The organism is Abiotrophia defectiva ATCC 49176, assembly GCF_037041345.1.
GTDB lineage: Bacteria > Bacillota > Bacilli > Lactobacillales > Aerococcaceae > Abiotrophia.
On the sequence record NZ_CP146287.1, the window covers coordinates 1 to 18,930 of the forward strand.

General features: G+C 42.1%; 18 protein-coding genes. All 18 read left to right on the forward strand.

Features of this window, described 5'->3' with window-relative positions; translation table 11 throughout:
• Nucleotides 1–1,365 (forward strand): chromosomal replication initiator protein DnaA, encoded by a 1,365-nt coding sequence (dnaA, locus tag V7R82_RS00005; protein ID WP_338542715.1) that lies wholly within the window; start codon nucleotides 1–3, stop codon nucleotides 1,363–1,365.
• A gap of 173 nt (nucleotides 1,366–1,538) precedes the next feature.
• Nucleotides 1,539–2,690: a DNA polymerase III subunit beta gene (gene dnaN, locus V7R82_RS00010; RefSeq protein WP_314063618.1), complete on the forward strand. Its 1,152-nt coding sequence runs from the start codon at nucleotides 1,539–1,541 to the stop codon at nucleotides 2,688–2,690.
• A gap of 149 nt (nucleotides 2,691–2,839) precedes the next feature.
• Nucleotides 2,840–3,070, forward strand: a complete 231-nt coding sequence (yaaA, locus tag V7R82_RS00015; RefSeq protein ID WP_314692534.1) for a S4 domain-containing protein YaaA — start codon at nucleotides 2,840–2,842, stop codon at nucleotides 3,068–3,070.
• The gene (recF, locus tag V7R82_RS00020) at nucleotides 3,060–4,214 is read left to right on the forward strand and encodes a DNA replication/repair protein RecF (protein WP_338542719.1); all 1,155 of its coding nucleotides are present in this window, start codon (nucleotides 3,060–3,062) and stop codon (nucleotides 4,212–4,214) included. The genes yaaA and recF overlap by 11 nt, the downstream gene beginning before the upstream one ends.
• Nucleotides 4,180–6,102: a DNA topoisomerase (ATP-hydrolyzing) subunit B gene (gene gyrB, locus V7R82_RS00025; RefSeq protein WP_314255541.1), complete on the forward strand. Its 1,923-nt coding sequence runs from the start codon at nucleotides 4,180–4,182 to the stop codon at nucleotides 6,100–6,102. Before recF ends, gyrB begins: the two co-directional genes overlap by 35 nt.
• Nucleotides 6,103–6,134: 32 nt before the next feature.
• Nucleotides 6,135–8,651, forward strand: coding sequence for a DNA gyrase subunit A (gene gyrA / locus V7R82_RS00030; RefSeq protein WP_306486136.1), 2,517 nt, complete (start codon nucleotides 6,135–6,137; stop codon nucleotides 8,649–8,651).
• Nucleotides 8,652–8,785: 134 nt separating this feature from the next.
• Nucleotides 8,786–9,511: an ABC transporter permease gene (locus V7R82_RS00035; RefSeq protein ID WP_291430485.1), complete on the forward strand. Its 726-nt coding sequence runs from the start codon at nucleotides 8,786–8,788 to the stop codon at nucleotides 9,509–9,511.
• 15 nt (nucleotides 9,512–9,526) lie between these two features.
• Nucleotides 9,527–10,528: a LytTR family DNA-binding domain-containing protein gene (locus tag V7R82_RS00040; protein WP_311468042.1), complete on the forward strand. Its 1,002-nt coding sequence runs from the start codon at nucleotides 9,527–9,529 to the stop codon at nucleotides 10,526–10,528.
• A 159-nt stretch (nucleotides 10,529–10,687) separates the two neighbouring features.
• Nucleotides 10,688–11,542, forward strand: coding sequence for an ABC transporter ATP-binding protein (locus V7R82_RS00045; protein ID WP_070756475.1), 855 nt, complete (start codon nucleotides 10,688–10,690; stop codon nucleotides 11,540–11,542).
• Complete coding sequence (locus V7R82_RS00050; protein WP_070756476.1) at nucleotides 11,539–12,270, forward strand: ABC transporter permease; 732 nt, start codon at nucleotides 11,539–11,541, stop codon at nucleotides 12,268–12,270. Before V7R82_RS00045 ends, V7R82_RS00050 begins: the two co-directional genes overlap by 4 nt.
• Nucleotides 12,271–12,656: 386 nt before the next feature.
• Nucleotides 12,657–12,956: a 30S ribosomal protein S6 gene (gene rpsF, locus V7R82_RS00055; RefSeq protein WP_023392585.1), complete on the forward strand. Its 300-nt coding sequence runs from the start codon at nucleotides 12,657–12,659 to the stop codon at nucleotides 12,954–12,956.
• A 36-nt stretch (nucleotides 12,957–12,992) separates the two neighbouring features.
• Complete coding sequence (ssb, locus tag V7R82_RS00060; protein ID WP_314692539.1) at nucleotides 12,993–13,511, forward strand: single-stranded DNA-binding protein; 519 nt, start codon at nucleotides 12,993–12,995, stop codon at nucleotides 13,509–13,511.
• Between the two features lie 22 nt (nucleotides 13,512–13,533).
• On the forward strand, nucleotides 13,534–13,779 hold the full coding sequence (gene rpsR / locus V7R82_RS00065) for a 30S ribosomal protein S18 (RefSeq protein ID WP_023392587.1): 246 nt from the start codon (nucleotides 13,534–13,536) through the stop codon (nucleotides 13,777–13,779).
• 317 nt (nucleotides 13,780–14,096) lie between these two features.
• Nucleotides 14,097–15,908: a DHH family phosphoesterase gene (locus V7R82_RS00070; protein WP_314692541.1), complete on the forward strand. Its 1,812-nt coding sequence runs from the start codon at nucleotides 14,097–14,099 to the stop codon at nucleotides 15,906–15,908.
• On the forward strand, nucleotides 15,908–16,360 hold the full coding sequence (gene rplI / locus V7R82_RS00075; protein ID WP_314692543.1) for a 50S ribosomal protein L9: 453 nt from the start codon (nucleotides 15,908–15,910) through the stop codon (nucleotides 16,358–16,360). Before V7R82_RS00070 ends, rplI begins: the two co-directional genes overlap by 1 nt.
• 184 nt (nucleotides 16,361–16,544) lie before the next feature.
• Nucleotides 16,545–17,267 carry a 16S rRNA (guanine(527)-N(7))-methyltransferase RsmG gene (rsmG, locus tag V7R82_RS00080; protein ID WP_314692545.1) on the forward strand — a complete coding sequence of 241 codons (723 nt, stop codon included), beginning with the start codon at nucleotides 16,545–16,547 and terminating at the stop codon, nucleotides 17,265–17,267.
• Between the two features lie 10 nt (nucleotides 17,268–17,277).
• Nucleotides 17,278–18,039: a ParA family protein gene (locus tag V7R82_RS00085; RefSeq protein ID WP_023392591.1), complete on the forward strand. Its 762-nt coding sequence runs from the start codon at nucleotides 17,278–17,280 to the stop codon at nucleotides 18,037–18,039.
• A complete protein-coding gene (locus tag V7R82_RS00090) occupies nucleotides 18,032–18,925 on the forward strand; it encodes a ParB/RepB/Spo0J family partition protein (protein WP_291429417.1) in 894 nt (297 codons plus the stop codon). Before V7R82_RS00085 ends, V7R82_RS00090 begins: the two co-directional genes overlap by 8 nt.
• The last annotated feature ends 5 nt before the right edge of the window (nucleotides 18,926–18,930 follow it).

The window sequence follows — 18,930 nt, forward strand, 5'->3', positions numbered from 1 at the left end:
ATGGAAGAGAAAGAGCTCTTTTGGCAAGAACTCCTAGAATATATACGCCACTATGGTGGTTTAGACGAAAAGACTTTTGAAGCTTTCGTTTCTAGTGCTGACATCATGGAATTAACAGAAAACTCCTTTAAACTGCGCGTTCCCAATAGTCTTATTCGGAACTTCTGGGAACAGGGGAAGCTTAAGAATGTCGTAGTAGATTTTTCCTTATCTACCTTTGGTCGTCAGTACCAAGCCAAATATGTGGTGTCACCTTCTAAGCAGCAAGTAAATACTCCAGTAGTCCAGACGCCAGTTCATATTTCTCCCTTGGAGATGGAACCCAATGAACCGAGTTCATACAGTCGCTCCCAATTAAATCCTAACTATACCTTCTCTAATTTTGTCATCGGGGAGGCCAATAAAATGGCCCATGCAGCAGCCTTGACCGTCTGTGACGCGCCGGGAGAGACTTACAATCCTTACCTGATTTATGGGGGCGTAGGGCTAGGTAAAACCCACCTCATGCAGGCTATTGGGAACGAAATCCTTAGCCGCCAACCGCATGCTAAGATTAAGTATGCCACGACTGAATCCTTTACTAATGACTTTATAACCGCTTTAGAGAAAAATACAATCGAAGAATTCCGCCATATGTACCGGAAGATTGATGTGCTCTTGATTGATGATATTCAGTTTTTAAGTAATAAAAACAAGACGCGCGAAGAATTCTTCCATACCTTTAATGAACTCTATAATCACGGCAAACAGATTGTGATGACCTGTGACCGTCTGCCAAGTTCCTTAAGTGGCTTAGAAGATCGACTGATTAGTCGCTTTGCTTGGGGCTTACAGATTGATATTACGCCACCAGACTTCGAAACGCGGATTGCCATCTTACGTAAGAAAGCAAGTAATGAATTCTCGGCCGATACCCTGCAATATATCGCCAGCCATGTGAATACCAATATTCGGGAACTAGAAGGTGCCTTGACGCGGGTCACAGCCTATGCGACTATCCACAACCGTGAGATTACCACTAATTTAGCGGCCGAAGCCCTATCTAGTCTCCTCAATGGAACTCCAACTATGGGCGATAAGCTATCCATTGATGAGATTGTCACCCAGGTTGGACGCTACTATAATGTCGAAATAGATGAATTAAAGGGTAAGAAACGAACTAAGGAAATCGTTCATCCCCGTCAAGTTGCCATGTATCTCTGTCGTGAATTAACGGATGTCTCCTTCCCTAAAATTGGTGAAGCCTTCGGCAAGCGTAATCACACCACCATTATCCATGCCTATGAGAAAATCAATGACGAATTACAACATAATGCTCGACTCAAACAGGAGCTCAATGAGCTCAAACAAAAACTAGGTCAGTAAGCTTGTTGATAAGTCTAAACACTTGTGGATAATTATGCACAGGGTTTTCCACATGTAAAAATCCCTTTATCTTCCCACTCAAAACAGTCTTCCACAGAATCCACAAGCCTTATGATGAAGAAGACTATATATATTTATCTTATTATATTTATGAATAAAAGGAGTCGACCACCATGCATTTTTCGATTAACCGTGATTACTTCATTAATCAACTCAACCATGTAGCACGGGCTATTCCAGGTAAAGCAGCTATTCCTGTCTTAACTGGGATGAAGTTAGAACTAAAATCAGATCGTCTGATTTTAACTGGTAGTGACGCTAGCATTTCCATTGAAAGTGTCATTGAAACAAGCCAAGAGGCAGCCCAACTTCAAGTTACCACACCAGGTAGTATTGTCTTATCAGCACGCCTCTTCATTGATATTGTGCGAAAGCTACCAACTAATCAGGTAGAGATTGAAGTTCAAGACCACTATAATGTTCAATTAACATCAGGTAAAGCGGTCTTTACTATCCAAGGGGTCGACAGTAGCCAATACCCTGTCTTACCGGAAACAGATGAAGATAAGCCTGTCACCTTACCAGGTCTACTATTTAAGAAGTTAATCAACCAAACTATCTTCTCTGCCTCTAACCAAGAAAACCGTCCAATTTTAACTGGTTTGAATCTTTCTTTCCATGATGGTTACTTGACTGGGGTCGCAACTGATAGTCATCGTTTGAGTAAACGCGATATTCCAATTAAGGATCTCAATCCAAGTCTCAAGGGACTGAATATTACCATTCCTAAAAAAACAGTGATTGAGTTGACTCGTATCTTAGATGACGAAACTAACGTGACTTTCTATGTTATGGCTCAGCAACTAGTTTTCCATTTTGATAATCTAGTCATTTACTCTCGTTTACTAGAGGGAACTTTCCCAGATACTAGCCGCTTAATTCCAACTACTTACAATACAGAATTAACCGTCAACACCCAATCCTTCAGCCAGGCTTTGGAGCGGGCAGCGCTCTTAGTTCATGTGGCTAAGTCTAATGTGGTTCAACTCAAAATGAGTCAAGGCAGTGTGGCGCTTCTAGTACAAGGTATTTCAATTGGTCAGTCTACCGAAGAGTTAAGCTATGATAGCTTGGAAGGGGACGACTTAACAATTGCCTTCAACCCTGATTACATGCGTGATGCTGTTAAATCCTTCGGTGATACCACCATTAAATTAGGCTTTATCTCAGGTGAACGGCCATTATTGCTCCGCGAAGATAAAGTTGAAGAAGGTCATAATGACTTGATCCAACTCTTAACGCCAATCCGTACTCACCACGCTTAAAAATCTAAAACTAAAAAAAAGCGCCTTTTTAGGCGTTTTTTTATTTAGCTAACTATAGGGCTTATTTACCAGAAAAATTGCTTAAATCGAAAAAAAAGAGTATAATTAGAGGGTAAAGGTCTAAAATCAAGATAGGTTAAGGTGATAAAATGGCAAGACAAGAAATAAGCATTGAGTCAGATTTCATTACCCTAGGACAGGTATTGAAAAATGAAGGCATCATTACAACAGGTGGCCAAGCCAAATGGTTTCTGTCAGAAGAAAAGGTCTTGGTGAATCAGGAGCAGGAAACACGCCGAGGGCGTAAGCTCTATCCAGGGGATCAGGTCACCATTCCGGCTTTGGATTTTGATGCCTTGATGGTTGCAGATGAAGCTTAAGACCTTAAAGTTAAGCCATTTTCGTAATTACCAAGGGATTGAGCTTTGCCTAGGACCGGGTTTAACTATTCTGACAGGTGAAAATGCCCAGGGCAAGACTAACCTCTTAGAATCGATTTTTCTCTTGTCCTTGGCTAAAAGTCACCGAACGAATCATGATAGCGAAATGATTGAGTGGGACCAAGAACAGGCGCGGATTGAAGCGGTTATTGAAACCAAGAACTATGAAATTCCCCTGGCTTTAACCTTGACCAAAAAAGGCAAGGTAGCTCAGGTTAATTATTTAGATCAATCGAAGCTTAGCCATTTTGTGGGGCAATTCAATACGGTGCTATTTGCGCCAGAAGATATGCAACTAATCAAGGGGGCACCTAATTTACGGCGTCGTTTCCTAGATATCGAGTTAGGTCAGGCCAATCCCATTTATCTTAATCACCTCTTAACCTACCAGCGTTTGCTTAAACAGCGCAATAGCTACCTCAAGCAGGAGGGACGAGGCAAGAAATTCGATCAAGTCTTCTTTGAAATTTTGACTGAGCAACTATGCCAAGAAGGTGCTCATTTGATTCAATATCGCATGGAATTTCTTGAAAAATTAGGGCAAATCGCTAGTCCTATCCATCAGAATCTATCCAATGGTCGTGACCAGTTACATCTTGAATATGTCAATGGTAGCCAAGTTTATCAGCCTTTAACCTTAGAGGAAAGAATCAAGCAACTCCTCGATCAAGCTAGCACTTATGCCAGTCGTGAGCGTAATCAAGGAACGACCTTGTTTGGGCCTCACCGCGATGATTTTATGACCTATGTAAATGATAAAAAAGCCCAATTCTTCGGATCTCAGGGTCAGCAACGTACCATTGTCTTGAGTTTAAAACTGGCTGAAATTGAGCTTATTAAACAAGCACGAGGCGAATATCCCGTTCTACTCTTAGATGATGTCTTATCAGAGCTAGATGACGATCGCCAACATATTTTGATGTCTTATATTAAAGATAAGGTCCAAACCATCCTGACGACTGCGACGATTAAGGGCCTTAAACTACATCAGTTGCCTCATGCCGAGATTTTCTATATCTCAGCAGGTAACATCAGTAAAGGAGAACACTATGACGGAACAAATGCAAGCACCCCAACAGTATGATGCGGGTCAGATTCAGGTCTTAGAAGGTTTAGAAGCCGTCCGCAAGCGTCCCGGTATGTATATCGGGTCTACCTCGATTGTCGGTTTACACCACTTAGTTTGGGAAATTGTGGATAACTCAATCGACGAAGCCTTGGCTGGTTATTGTGATCATATCGAAGTAACCATTGAAGCCAATAATAGTATTACCGTTCAAGATAATGGGCGGGGGATTCCTGTTGATATTCAACCTCAAACAGGCCGTCCAGCGGTTGAAACAGTCTTTACGGTACTCCATGCTGGTGGTAAATTTGGCGGTGGCGGTTATAAGGTATCGGGGGGTCTCCACGGTGTGGGGGCATCTGTCGTAAACGCCTTGTCTACTGAATTAACCGTTCAAGTTTCGCGTGACGGGAAACTCTATCAACAACGTTACCATCGTGGAGCCGTTGAAGGCGACCTCGAAGTTATCGGTCAAGCTACAGAAACAGGGACCAAGGTCAACTTTTTACCAGACCCTGCTATCTTTACTGAAACAACTGTCTTTGAATATGATCGTTTGAAGAAACGGATTCGCGAGTTAGCCTTTCTTAACAAGGGTTTGCGGATTACCATTGAAGATAAGCGTCTGGATCAAGAAGAAAAAGATAGCTTCCACTATGAAGGTGGGATTAAGAGCTATGTACAACATCTTAATCAACATAAGACGCCAATTTTTGAAGAACCAATTTACATTGAAGGCGAAGTCGATGATATCCAAGTCGAAATTTCCATGCAGTATACGGATAGTTATCATACAACCATTCTGTCCTTTGCCAACAATATTCACACCCATGAGGGTGGGTCTCATGAAGCCGGCTTTAAGACTGGTTTAACGCGGGTTATCAATGATTATGCACGTAAGATGAACTTAATCAAGGAGAATGACGAGAACCTAACAGGTGAAGATGTCCGTGAAGGCTTAACCTTGGTTCTCTCTATTAAACACCCAGATCCTCAATTTGAGGGACAAACTAAGACAAAATTAGGCAACTCCGAAGTACGGGCCATCACAGACCGACTCTTCTCCAATGGGTTTGATGTTTACCTGATGGAAAATCCTAAAGTGGCACGCATTATTGTCGATAAAGGGATTTTAGCGGCTAAGGCTCGTATGGCGGCTAAGCGTGCACGGGAAATGACAAGACGTAAGTCAGTCATGGAAATTAGTAACCTACCTGGTAAATTAGCTGACTGTTCTAGCCGTGAAGCTGAACTCTGCGAATTATTTATCGTCGAGGGGGACTCAGCCGGCGGTTCAGCCAAGCAGGGTCGTTCGCGTATGTACCAAGCCATTTTGCCTATTCGTGGTAAAATCCTTAACGTTGAAAAAGCGTCCATGGATAAAATCCTTAATAACGAAGAAATTCGTTCCCTCTTTACTGCTATGGGGACTGGATTCGGGGGAGAATTCGATGTAGCTAAAGCTCGTTATCATAAGCTTATTCTTATGACCGATGCGGACGTCGATGGGGCTCACATCAGAACCCTACTCCTGACCTTGATTTATCGCTATATGCGTCCACTTTTAGATGCAGGTTATGTTTATATTGCTAAACCACCGCTCTATCAAGTTAAACAAGGTAAGCGTGCTATTTACCTAGATACTGATGCGGAACTCAAGGAGTGGCAAGAAGAAAATCCTAACGCGCGCTACACTATTCAGCGCTATAAGGGTCTTGGGGAAATGAACGAAGACCAATTATGGGAAACAACCATGAATCCAGAAAATCGCCGTATGTTACAGGTGACGGTGGAAGATGCTATTGAAGCGGAAGCCGTCCTGGAAATGTTGATGGGTGACGATGTAGAACCACGGCGGGCCTTTATTGAAGATAATGCTGTCTATGTCGAAAACCTTGATATCTAGCAGGCTGCGACAAGGAGAAAGGAACTAATAGTATGAGTGAAAGCTTTGATCATACACGGCATAATTATGAGGTCGTCAATCTCTCTAACGAGATGCGGACTTCCTTCTTAGATTATGCCATGAGCGTCATTGTTTCTCGGGCCTTGCCTGATGTACGTGACGGACTTAAGCCGGTTCACCGCCGTATTCTCTACGGGATGAATGAAATGGGAGTTACTCCGGATAAACCTTATAAGAAATCGGCTCGTATCGTCGGGGACGTTATGGGTAAATATCACCCACACGGGGACTCGGCGATTTATGAAGCCATGGTCCGGATGGCCCAACCTTTTAGTTATCGGGAACTACTAGTCGATGGCCATGGTAACTTTGGTTCTGTCGATGGCGACGGGGCAGCGGCAATGCGGTATACTGAGGCGCGTATGTCTAAGATTGCCATGGAAATGCTCAAGGATATCAATAAGGATACCGTTGATTTCAAGGACAACTATTCTCAAGAAGAAAAAGAACCTGTAACCCTCCCCTCTCGTTTCCCTAACGTCTTAGTCAACGGGGCAGCCGGGATTGCGGTCGGGATGGCAACTAATATTCCGCCTCATAACTTAGGTGAAACCATTGATGCCCTCAGTCTCTTGATGAAAAATCCAGAGGTGTCAGTTAATGAGCTGATGGAAGCTTTACCTGGTCCTGACTTCCCAACAGGTGGGATTGTCATGGGTAAATCAGGTATCCGAAAGGCCTATCAAACTGGTAAAGGCAAGATTATTGTTCGAAGCCGCGTCGAAATCGAGCAAATGGCCCATGACAAGGAACGAATTGTTGTGACCGAGATTCCCTATGGGGTCAACAAGGCTAAGTTAGTAGAGCGGATTGCCGAATTAGCTCGGGAGAAGAAAATTGAAGGGATTACCTATGTGGCCGATGAATCTGGTCGTGAAGGTATGCGGATTGTTGTAGAAGTACGACGCGACACCAGTGCCAATGTCGTGCTCAACAATCTCTATAAATACACTGCCCTTCAAGTTACGTTTGGCTTCAATATGTTAGCCATTGACAAAGGTGTTCCAAAGATTATGAGCCTCAAGGAAATCTTGACCAAGTATTTGGAGTACCAAATCGAAGTTATTCGTCGTCGGACTGAGTTTGAAAAACGCAAAGCCGAAGACCGGGCTCACATCTTAGAAGGTTTGCGTAAGGCGTTAGACTTCATTGATGAGATTATTGCCATTATTCGTGGCTCTCACGATACAGAAGTGGCCAAGGCTCAGTTAATTGAACGTTTTGAATTCTCGCCAATTCAGGCCCAAGCAATCCTAGACATGCGTCTAGCTCGCTTGACTGGTTTGGAACGTGAGAAGATTGAAGCAGAATATAACGATTTGATGGAATTAATTCGTCGCTTAACTGAAATTTTGAGTTCAGAGGCCAACATTATGGCTATTATTGAAGACGAATTGGCAGATATCAAGAATCGCTTTCCAGGTGAGCGTCGGACGGAATTGCGTGTTGGCGAATTAACCAGCATCGAAGATGAAGACTTGATTGAGGAAGAAGATGTCTTGATTGCTTTGACCTCTAATGGTTACATCAAACGTATGACCCAGGATGAATTCCAAGTCCAAAACCGTGGTGGCCGTGGGGTCAAAGGTATGGGTATGAGTGATAATGATAATATCCAGACCCTTGTTTCTTGCTCGACTCACGACAGCCTACTCTTCTTCACTAATAAAGGGAAAGTCTACCAAAGTAAAGGTTATGATATTCCTGAATATGGTCGGACTGCCAAGGGGATTCCAGTGGTCAACCTCCTCAATATCGAGAAGGAAGAATACGTTAAGGAAATCATTGCCCTTCATCCAAGTGAAGAAGATCAATACCTCTTCTTTGTAACCAAGAATGGGATTGTGAAGCGTTCTGACGTTAACGCCTACGCCAACATCCGCAATAATGGCTTGATTGCTCTCAACATGCGCGAAGACGATGAATTAATCAACGTCTTAGTCACAAACGGTCAGCAAAACATTATTATCGGTAGCCACAATGGTTATGCTATGACTTTCGCAGAAACAGATGCCCGTATCATGGGCCGGACAGCGACTGGTGTACGTGGGATGAAACTGCGTGAGGGTGACTATGTTGTTGGGGCGGCCGTCTTAAACCCTGAATCTAATGTCTTAGTTGTAACCGAGCGTGGTTATGGTAAGCAAACCCCAGCTAGCGAGTATGCTGTTAAGAACCGAGGCGGTAAAGGGATTAAGACCTCTAATATTTCTGCTAAATCTGGTCAGCTTGCTGGTATCGTAGCGACTGAAGGCGATGAGGACCTCATGGTCATGACAGATCAAGGGGTTGTAATCCGCTTCAATATTGCTAGCATCTCTGTCACTTCACGCGCTACCCTTGGGGTCAAAATGATTCGTCTAGATGATGGAGCTAAGGTAAGTTCTATTACCAAGATCATGAAGACAGGTGAAGAAACTCAAGAACTGGCTGAAACGGAAGTAGATACCGAAGAAGCCAAGGATGACTCGGATTCTGAAGAAGAATAAGAAGTTCAATCAAGAAGTTGGGTCCCTTTATTGGGAGCCAACTTCTTTTGTTGTCTTAGCATAATTTGACATGATAGTTAAGAAGGGATAAGATTAAGACTTAGAGAAAGGTTTTGAGAGAGGGGGATTATCCCATGAAAACTTGGCAACAAGTCTGGACTCTGGTTGGAGTAAAATTTAAGCAGAGTTTTGCGTCTGTCAAAATATCACCTATGATATATATAACGATTTTATATCCAGTAATAATGAATTTTATTCTTCCAAACGATGTGAGTTCTATAGAACGACAAGGCTTTGTTATGATTATGTTTTTTTCCTTTTTAGGTAGCGTGTCTCCTATTACGCTTGCTATGTTGAATTTAACTGAGGATAAGGAGCATAAAACTTTACGTATTTTATTAGATAGTCATGTTAGGCCTTGGGTTTATTTACTGTCCCTAGTAATTATGACACAGATTACTATGTGGGTGACAGTAATGATAAGCTTGCCTTTAATGAACCTAGATTATCAGTATTTAGGCTCTATTTTTGGCATGATTTTCCATTTTGGTATGTGCTTTCTAATTTCTAGTATCTTGGGATTGATTTTTGGTTTAATCTTTGATCGGTCTGCAACAGCAAATGCTGCAAGTATAGTCCCCATGTTAGCCATAGCCTTTATTCCTTTATTTAGTAGAATGAATGACCATTTAGCAGGATTGATGCCTTATTTTTATACTGGACGTGCCAATGCCTGGTTACTTCATTTAGATTATGGTGGTTTGGGGATAGATTTGTTGGTTTATGGCGTGTGGCTACTAGCTAGTCTGATTGTTTTGACAATTTCTTATCGACAAAAACGGAATCGACTCTATCTATAAAAGGAGGATGAGGCCATGAAGTTATGTGAATGGCAAGATGTGATGAAGCAGTCGCAGAATGGCATGTTACTCAAGGATTTGAATTTTAGTATTGAAGCAAGGCAGCATCTAGGAATTAAGTTCACGCAAGATGAACGGCAAATATTCTATGAGCTTTTGGTGGAGCGTGAGCGACCAACTAGTGGTCAAATCAACCGTAGTTTTAAGTCGATGGCAAGCTGTCGTTTAGATGATGGAGTCTATGAAGGTCAGACAGTTAAAGTAGCTGTCACTCTTTTTAGTCGTTTGACTGGCTATGCTGGCAGCTTATCTGAGCTCTATGAGGCCTTCGCCTTATCGGATTTAGTAAATTATCGTATCAAGGATTTGACGTCTGATCAGCGTCATCGCTTGCAGTTGCTACGAGCTACTCTTAAGCAACCAGATTTGCTCTACCTAGAAAGCCCCATTTCGCTATTAAGTCATGACGGTGTAGGTCTATATCTTAAGGCTTTGGATTATATCAAGTCTCTCTCCCTAACCCTCTTGATTACGGCTACCTCGCTAGAAGAATTAGTTCTCCTTAATATCGTGACCTATCGTTACCAGGTTCAAAATGGATTAGAATTGGTAGATGTCTCAGAGGAAGAATCGGATTCAGAAGGTAAGGAAGCAGAAGAATTAACGGCGACTGAGCTCAACCGCGTCTTTAAGGTTGCCTGCAAACTTAGTGATAAGACTGTTTACTTTAATCCAAATGAAATAGATTATATTGAAAGCATTAATAGCGTATCGACTGTTCAAGTTAATGGTGATTCTTATCCGACTGCCATGACCTTGTCTGACTTAGAAGATAAGTTGAAGCACTTTGGCTTCTTCAGATGTCATCGATCTTACCTGGTTAATCTCCAGCGAATTAACGAATTGGTGTCCTATTCTAAGAATTCTTATACTTTGATTCTCAAGAAGCCTAAAGAAACACTCTTACCTCTGTCGCGTAGTCGATTGGACTCTTTGCGACAATTAATTGAATTATAGCCATTTATGAGGTACCACTCAGCCCGTTTTTTCCACACTTGGGCCGAGTGGGCCTCTTTTTGACTTTTTGGCCGTACGTTTGGGCGATTTTTTACGTCAAAAGTCAAAAGTCGGTGTAGACTATAGTCATCAAAGCAAATACCAGAAGGAGGCAGTCACATGTCACACACATCTGTTATCGAGGTACGCGACCTCGTCAAACAATTTAAAAATCAAACCGCGCTCAATCATTTAGATTTTTCAGTTGAATCTGGAGAAATTTTTGGATTTTTAGGACCATCAGGTGCAGGTAAAACAACCACCATTAAAATCTTAACTGGTCAACTACTCGCTAGCTCAGGTGAAACTAAATTATTAGGAATAGCAACTGATGCTCTGACTCAAGATATCTATCAGGAAGTCGGAATCGTCACGGATAACTCAGGTCTCTACGAAAATGTTTCTGTCTATCATAATATGAAGTTTTTCGCCGATCTACTTAAGGTTGATAAGAAGCGGATTGACTTCTTACTTGAACGCGTTGGATTGGCTCAAGATAAGAAGAAACTTGCCCGCCGTTTATCGAAAGGGATGCGTCAGCGTCTAGTATTGGCCCGTGCCCTTCTCCATTCGCCTAAGGTGCTCTTCCTAGATGAACCAACTTCCGGTTTGGATCCAGCAACTGCTCAAGCCATTCATAAGTTACTGAAGGAAGTGCAAGCTGAAGGGACCACCATCTTCCTCACAACACATAATATGGAAGAAGCGACTAAACTCTGTGATCGAGTGGCTCTCCTCAATGATGGGAAGATTGTTTCGCTCGATACGCCAAGAAATACTTGCTTAAACTTTAAGCGAGAACGCAAGTTAGAAGTAGGCTTAAAAGACAAGAGTCAGGTAGTTATTAATCAGGATCCGGCAGGGATTGCGCAACTGAATGAATGGTTAAGCCAAGACTTAGTCGAAACCATCCATTCCAATGAACCAACGTTAGAAGAAGTATTTATTGCTAAGACAGGGAGAGAATTACTATGATGAACTTACACAAAATCTGGACTATTTCAAAATTCAAAATTTACCAAATCGTTGTTAATATGCAGATTTTACCTATTTTGTTAATGGGTATGATTATGCCGGTTGCTATGAATTTTATCTTACCTCGAACGGATGAATTTGCTCAAGGAAATGTACGTAGTATCATGATTATTTCCATGGGTTTCATCTTTATCGCAGGGATGGGAAGTGCCATGACTGGCATGATGAGCTTAGTTGAGGAAAAGGAAAAGAAAACCTTGCGGGTCTTGATGACTTCAACGGTAACCAGCTTAGAATTTCTCATTGCTACCCTACTGCCAACGGTTGTTCTCTTAATGTTACTCAGCTACCTCTTGATTCCTTTATCAGGTATGAGCTTTACTGATTTATCTCTTCTTAAGTATGGGATTGTCAGCCTATCAACCATTGTTTCTGGATCTATTATTGGCTTTATTTCAGGAATTTTCGCTAAAAATTCATCTGAGGCTACAGCCTACAGTATTTTCCCTTTGATGATTTTAATCTTAGTTCCTTTCTATTCCATGTTTAGTGAACCTTTGGCTAAGGTTGCGCCCTATCTATACACTAACTTCTTCTTCAGTTGGGCGCGTAACTTTGCTGATGCTAGCTTGCCTCTGAGAGAAGTCTTAGTAGCTTTAGCTTGGTTATTAGGTCTTAGTTTGGTTTTCGTTCTACTCTATCGTCACAATGGATTAGAAAAAGAATAGGGGGAAACTCTTATGTCATGTACTCGTCCTAATCGGCTAATCAATATGGTTTTACTTGTTGTCCTTCTCTTAAGTCTTTTGATAGAAGTCACGATAGGATCAAGCACCAGCCTTTGGTTGTCCATTTTAGGAAATCCATACTTGCAGCGTGCCATCGCCATGGCCATCATTGGGAACTTTTGCTATAAGTTGTGTCGTCAGGAATGCTAAGTAACTCCATCCCCCTTTTTGGGGGATATTTTTGTTAATAGACTTATGGGAGATTCTTCTGATTATTGCTTGCAATTCTTGCTAGGCTCGCGTATAATTAATAGATGTGAGTATGTGACTATTTCCATACTCTCCTTGCTCTTTATGAGCCAATAGTCCAAAAGGAGGTGCAGTCAATGAGTCAAGCAACTAAATACGAAATCTTGTACATCATCCGTCCTGATTTAACAGATGATGCTAAGAAAGAATTGGTCGAGCGTTTCGATTCAATCTTAACTGAGAACGGTACTGAAGTTGTTGAATCGAAAGACTGGGCGAAAAAACGTTTTGCTTACGAAATCAACGACTACAAAGAAGGTATTTACCATATCGTGAATGTTGTCGCTGAAAACGCACAAGGCATTAACGAATTCGACCGTCTTGCGAAAATCAACCGTGATATCTTACGTCACATGATCGTCAAAGTCGAAGCTTAATTGTTTCACGTGAAACATCTTGAGGGAGGAACCAACATGAATACTGTACAATTAGTCGGACGTTTAACCCGTGATGTTGAATTACGTTTTACCTCATCTGGCACTGCAGTCGGTTCTTTTACCATTGCGGTTAACCGTAATTTTACTAACCAACAAGGTGAACGTGAAGCGGACTTCATTTCGTGTGTGATTTGGCGGAAGGCAGCTGAAAACTTAGCTAACTTCACGCGTAAAGGCTCCTTGATTGCTATTGATGGACGTCTTCAAACACGTTCATATGATAATCAACAAGGCCAACGAGTATATGTAACCGAAGTGGTTGTTAACAACTTCGATTTGCTAGAATCTCGTTCTGTGACTGAACAACGCCCTGTCTCTAGTCCAAACACTGATCACCAAGCAGGTGTTTATGGTGCAGGTGGTGGAGGCGGATACCAATCACAGCCACAAATGAATCAAAATAACTATAATCAATCATTTTCTTCATCAAGCACTTCTCCATTCATGGATGAAGGTCACCCAATTGATATTTCTGAAGATGATTTACCATTCTAAGAATTAATAAGGAGTATGACATATGGCTGAACAACAACAACGCCGTGGCGGCCGTCGCCGTCGTAGAAAAGTATGTTTCTTCTGCGCAAACCATATCGATCATCCTGACTACAAAGACGTAGATTTACTCAAACGTTTCATTTCTGAAAAAGGGAAAATCTTACCACGTCGTGTAACTGGGACTTGCGCGAAGCACCAACGTGCTTTAACCGTTGCTATTAAACGTGCACGGATTATGGGTCTTTTACCATTTACTGTACAAGACTAATTTTACTGACTAGAACTTCGGTTCTAGTCTTTTTTGTTTCACGTGAAACATTCCTCGCCAACTAGAGAAACTAGAATAAATGTGGTAAAATAGAGGAGAATAAAACTACTAGGAGGTGGACAGTGAAAAAAGATAGAATAAGGCAGTTTATAAAACTGTTGGACCGCTCTTCAATGAAGTGGCCAGTATTGTTTTTTACCGTCTTTTATCTCTCTATTATTCTAGCAACGCTTGCTTATATGCCCTGGATAGCACTTCTGATGCTAGTGTTAATGTTCTTATTTATACTGATTGGATTTAATCATTTTGAAGGTTACATGCAATATTTAGAACAGCAGTACTCTAGTGTGGCACCAACCTTGCACTTAGCGCAAGAAGATGCCTTGTATCGTGCTCCTATTGCGGTGCTTATCTACAATAATAAGCACGAGGTAGCCTGGGTTAACCCAGAGTTTCAGCATCATTATGGGAATCTACAACTTCTGGGACAGCCACTTGCTAAGTTACATCCAGGTTTAGGAGAAATTATAAACCAAAAAAATCCAGAAAAACAATGGCAAACTATTGAGATAAATCAAAAGTATTACCGTTATCTACATCAACCGTCCTATCAGGCGATTTACTTTATTGATCAAACGCCTGAACATAAGATGGTAGCTCAAAGAGCGTATGATCGTATAGTCTTTGGCTACTTGCTTATTGACGAATACGATGAATTAGTACAGTCCATGGATGACAGTGAGACTTCGCTCTTTGATGCTAAACTATTAAATGGTTTGCGAGAATGGGCTAATCAATTCAACCTTTATCTCAAACGTTTAGAAGATGATCGGTTTTTAATATTAGCTAATCAAGCAGCCCTAGATGTGTTGGAGAAGGATAAATTCAAAACGCTAGAAAGCATAAAAGAAACAGAAGCTAAACAGTCGATCCCTGTATCGATAAGTGTAGGACTTGCATACTCAGAGGACACCTATTATGGGCTTGATGAACTAGCCAATCAAGCTCAACTTAATGTAGAGTTAGCTTTAGCGCGTGGGGGTGATCAGACTGTAGTTCGCTCACACAACGGTCAAGCCCGTTTTTATGGTGGTAAGTTGAACGTTAACCAAAAACGCTCAATTACACGTTCTAAATTGGTTTATCAGGCCCTGCTGACCTCTGTCGAACAAGCCAACCGTGTGATTATTGCGGGCCATAAATATCCTGATATGGATGCTGTTGCGTCAGCCTTAGGAATTCATAAAATTGTAAGCCAACAGGGTAAATTTGCTAGAATTATCCTTGATCGCCAGGAGTTATCTGATGATGTGGCTCAGCTTCTTGAATTTCCTGCAATCAAGAATGAGGCCTCCAATCTATTCATTAGTTTAGAGGAAGCTCAAGAGATTGTTGATAATCGTACTCTCGTTGTCATGGTGGATCACCACAGACCTAGCTTATCTGCTGCTGGACCACTAGTGAATGAGCATGAGGTGGTCATCATTGATCATCACCGCCGAAGTGAAGATTTCCCTACTAAGCCAGTCCTAACCTTCATTGAGCCTTATGCCTCATCAACGTCAGAATTAGTTACGGAATTCTTCATCTATATGCGGAACAGTCACGAGACACTGAACAAAACAGAGGCAACAGCTCTCTTAGCTGGTATTATTGTGGACACTAATAACTTTGCCAGTCGCACAGGGTCGAGAACTTTTGATGCAGCAAGTTATCTTAAGTCTCGTGGTGCTAATGAACACTTAATTCAGCAGCTGCTTAAGGAAGATCTTAAGCGATTGTTAGAGCGTAACGAGATTATAGCTCAAGCACATTATATCGGCGAAGATATTATTGTGGCTAAGGCTCAAGAGGGAAAAGTTTATGACAATGTGACAGCCTCTCAAGCAGCGGATGTCATGCTAACACTTAAAAAAGTAGAAGCTTCTTTTGTTATATTTGAGCGCCCTGATCAAACAATCGGGATCAGTGCCCGTTCCATGGGTGGGCTTAATGTCCAGACCTTGATGGAAGAAATGGGTGGGGGTGGTCATTTGACTACTGCTGCAACTCAAATAAAGGAATCAAGTCTTGATCAAGTCTATCAAGACTTAGTAGAGACCATTCAACGTAATAAGGAGGAAAGTTGATGAAAGTAATCTTACTACAAGACGTAAAAAAACAAGGAAAAAAGGGTCAATTGATTGAAGTATCGGAGGGCTATGGCCGTAACTTCTTAATCAAGAATGGCTTAGCTAAACTTGCTGATAATGCTGCAGTTAATCAATTAAATGCTGAAAATAAAGCTAAGGCACGCTTAGAGGCTGAAGAATTGGCTCAAGCAAAAGACCTTAAAGAAAAACTCGAAGATGAAAAAACTGTGATTGTAATTAAAGCAAAGTCAGGCGCAGATGGTCGTCTCTTTGGGACCATCCCATCGAAACAAATCGCTGAAGAACTTAAAAAACAGTATAACCTCAGTATTGATAAACGCAAGATTCAGCTAGAACAAAACTTAGCTTCCTTAGGCTACCACCATGTAGCAGCTAAGTTACATCATGACGTGACCGCCAAACTTAACGTTCATGTTGTAGAAGGCTAAGTTTACATCTTAAAGGGACTGACTAGGTCAGTCCCTTTATTGTTTCACGTGAAACATTCGACCTAATTAGAGACAAAAATGGGCAGCTATCAGTTGCTATTTTTTCGGATATACGGTAAAGTAAATAGTGGTTGTGAAACTTTTTTGTTTCACGGATTATTCACAAGAAAGAAGGCTCTCATCCATGAATCCAGAGACATTTATTGCCCAATGCGCCGCACATGGACTAGTGCTGAATGACCAGCAAATTGCCCAATTTGAGCGCTATTTTCAACTCTTGGTTGAGTGGAATGAGAAAATGAATTTAACGGCCATTACCCAACGTGAAGAAGTCTACCTCAAGCATTTTTATGACTGCTTAATGGCTCTATGGAATATGCCCTTGGATAATTACGCCCTTCAACTCTGTGATGTTGGGGCTGGCGCAGGATTTCCAAGTATCCCATTAAAAATCGCTCATCCGGAATTGCAAGTGACGATCGTCGACTCACTCCAGAAGCGTCTAACCTTCATTGAACATTTGGCTCAAGAACTTGACTTAGAAGGGGTATCCTGTGTCCATGGACGTGCTGAAGATGTAGGACAAAATCCTGTCTATCGAGGTCAGTTTGACTTAGTAACAGCTCGGGCGGTCGCAAGCCTTAATGTTCTAGCAGAATACTGCCTTCCTTTAGTTAAGATTGGAGGCCAGTTCTTGGCATTGAAAGCACAGAAGTCAGACCAGGAGCTAGAAGAAGCAGGGGCAGCCATTCGTGTTCTAGGTGCCAAGCTAATCAAGGTAACGGAAGACCAGTTGCCATTTGAGTCAGCAGACCGCCGTTATATTCTGATTCAAAAAACAAAAGAGACGCCTAATAAGTATCCGCGTAAGGCAGGTAAACCTGCGAAGAATCCAATAAAAGCCTAGGAGGTAAGCTATGGGAAGAATGATTGCAATCGGAAATCAGAAGGGTGGCGTTGGTAAAACAACGACTACCGTCAACTTGGGAGCTGCCCTGGCTTTCCAAGGCAAGAAAGTCCTGATTATTGATATGGACTCACAGGGGAATGCAACCAGTGGTTTAGGGATTGAACGGGCTGACGTTAAGCAAAGCGTCTACGAAGTCCTAGTCGATCAAATTGAAGCAGCGGGAGCTATCTTGCCTACTTCTCGCGAGAATCTCTGGATTTTACCATCTACCCTACAATTAGCAGGGGCGGAAATTGAACTTGCAACAGCAGACCACCGCGAATCAAGATTAAAACAGGCTATTGAACCTATCAAGGCTGACTACGATTATATTTTAGTAGATTGTCCACCATCACTCGGCCAGTTATCGCTCAATGCATTTACAGCGAGTGATACCATCTTGATTCCAGTACAGTGCGAATACTATGCCTTAGAAGGTTTGAGCCAACTCTTGAACACTATTCGCTTGGTTCAACGTACCTATAATAAGAACTTTCGGATTGAAGGCGTACTCTTGACCATGTTGGATGCTCGAACCAATTTGGGTTATGAAGTGGTTGAAGAAGTGCGTAAATATTTCCAAGAAAAAGTCTATCAGACAATCATTACACGTAATGTCCGACTCTCTGAAGCGCCATCCTATGGTCAGTCAGTCATTGACTATGATCCAAAATCTCGTGGAGCTGAAATGTATATGGACTTAGCCAAGGAGGTGGCTGCAAATGGCTAATAAACCAAAACCTAAGCAAAAACGAAGTGGTTTGGGTCGGGGCATGGATGCCTTATTTACCCCTTTAGAAGAAACGCCATCTGAGTTTGAACAAGTTGAAGAAATCAGCTTAGAGGCTATTCGTCCTAATCCACATCAACCGCGTAAACATTTTAATGAAGAGGCCCTCAATGAATTGGCCGACTCCATTCGGAATAATGGCGTCTTCCAACCTATCATCGTCCGTAAGTCAGCCATCAAAGGCTATGAACTAGTAGCCGGCGAACGTCGGGTTAGAGCTAGTCGTCTAGCGGGGCTCACCACCATTCCGGCCATTGTCCGTCAACTTGATGAACGGGTTATGATTGAGATTGCCGTTTTGGAAAACTTGCAACGGGAGGACTTGAGTCCACTGGAAGAGGCGGAAGCCTACGACATGCTCATGAACAAGTTGAATTTGACCCAGGCAGAAGTCGCTGAACGTATGGGGAAGAGCCGGCCTTATATTGCCAATTATCTACGACTCTTAACTTTACCAGATGAAGTGAAGAAATTGGTTCAAAAAGAAGCACTATCTATGGGCCAAGCAAGAACCCTGCTGTCACTTAAGGATAAGAAGCAGTTGGTGACCCTAGCACAACGTGTCATCAAGGAACAACTAACAGTCCGTCAGTTAGAAGACTTGGTACAACAACTCAATGAGAAGTCCCAAGCCAAACAAATCAAAAAGACCAAGAAAGCAGACAAAAAGCCATCTTATATCTTAGCTTGCGAGCAAAAACTGCAAGAACGTTTTGGCACCATGGCCTTGATTCAACAGCGGGGTGACAAGGGTAAGATTGAGATTGAATATATGGATGAATCTGACCTCATGCGTATCCTAGATTTGCTACAAATTCAAGCCTAGGAGGG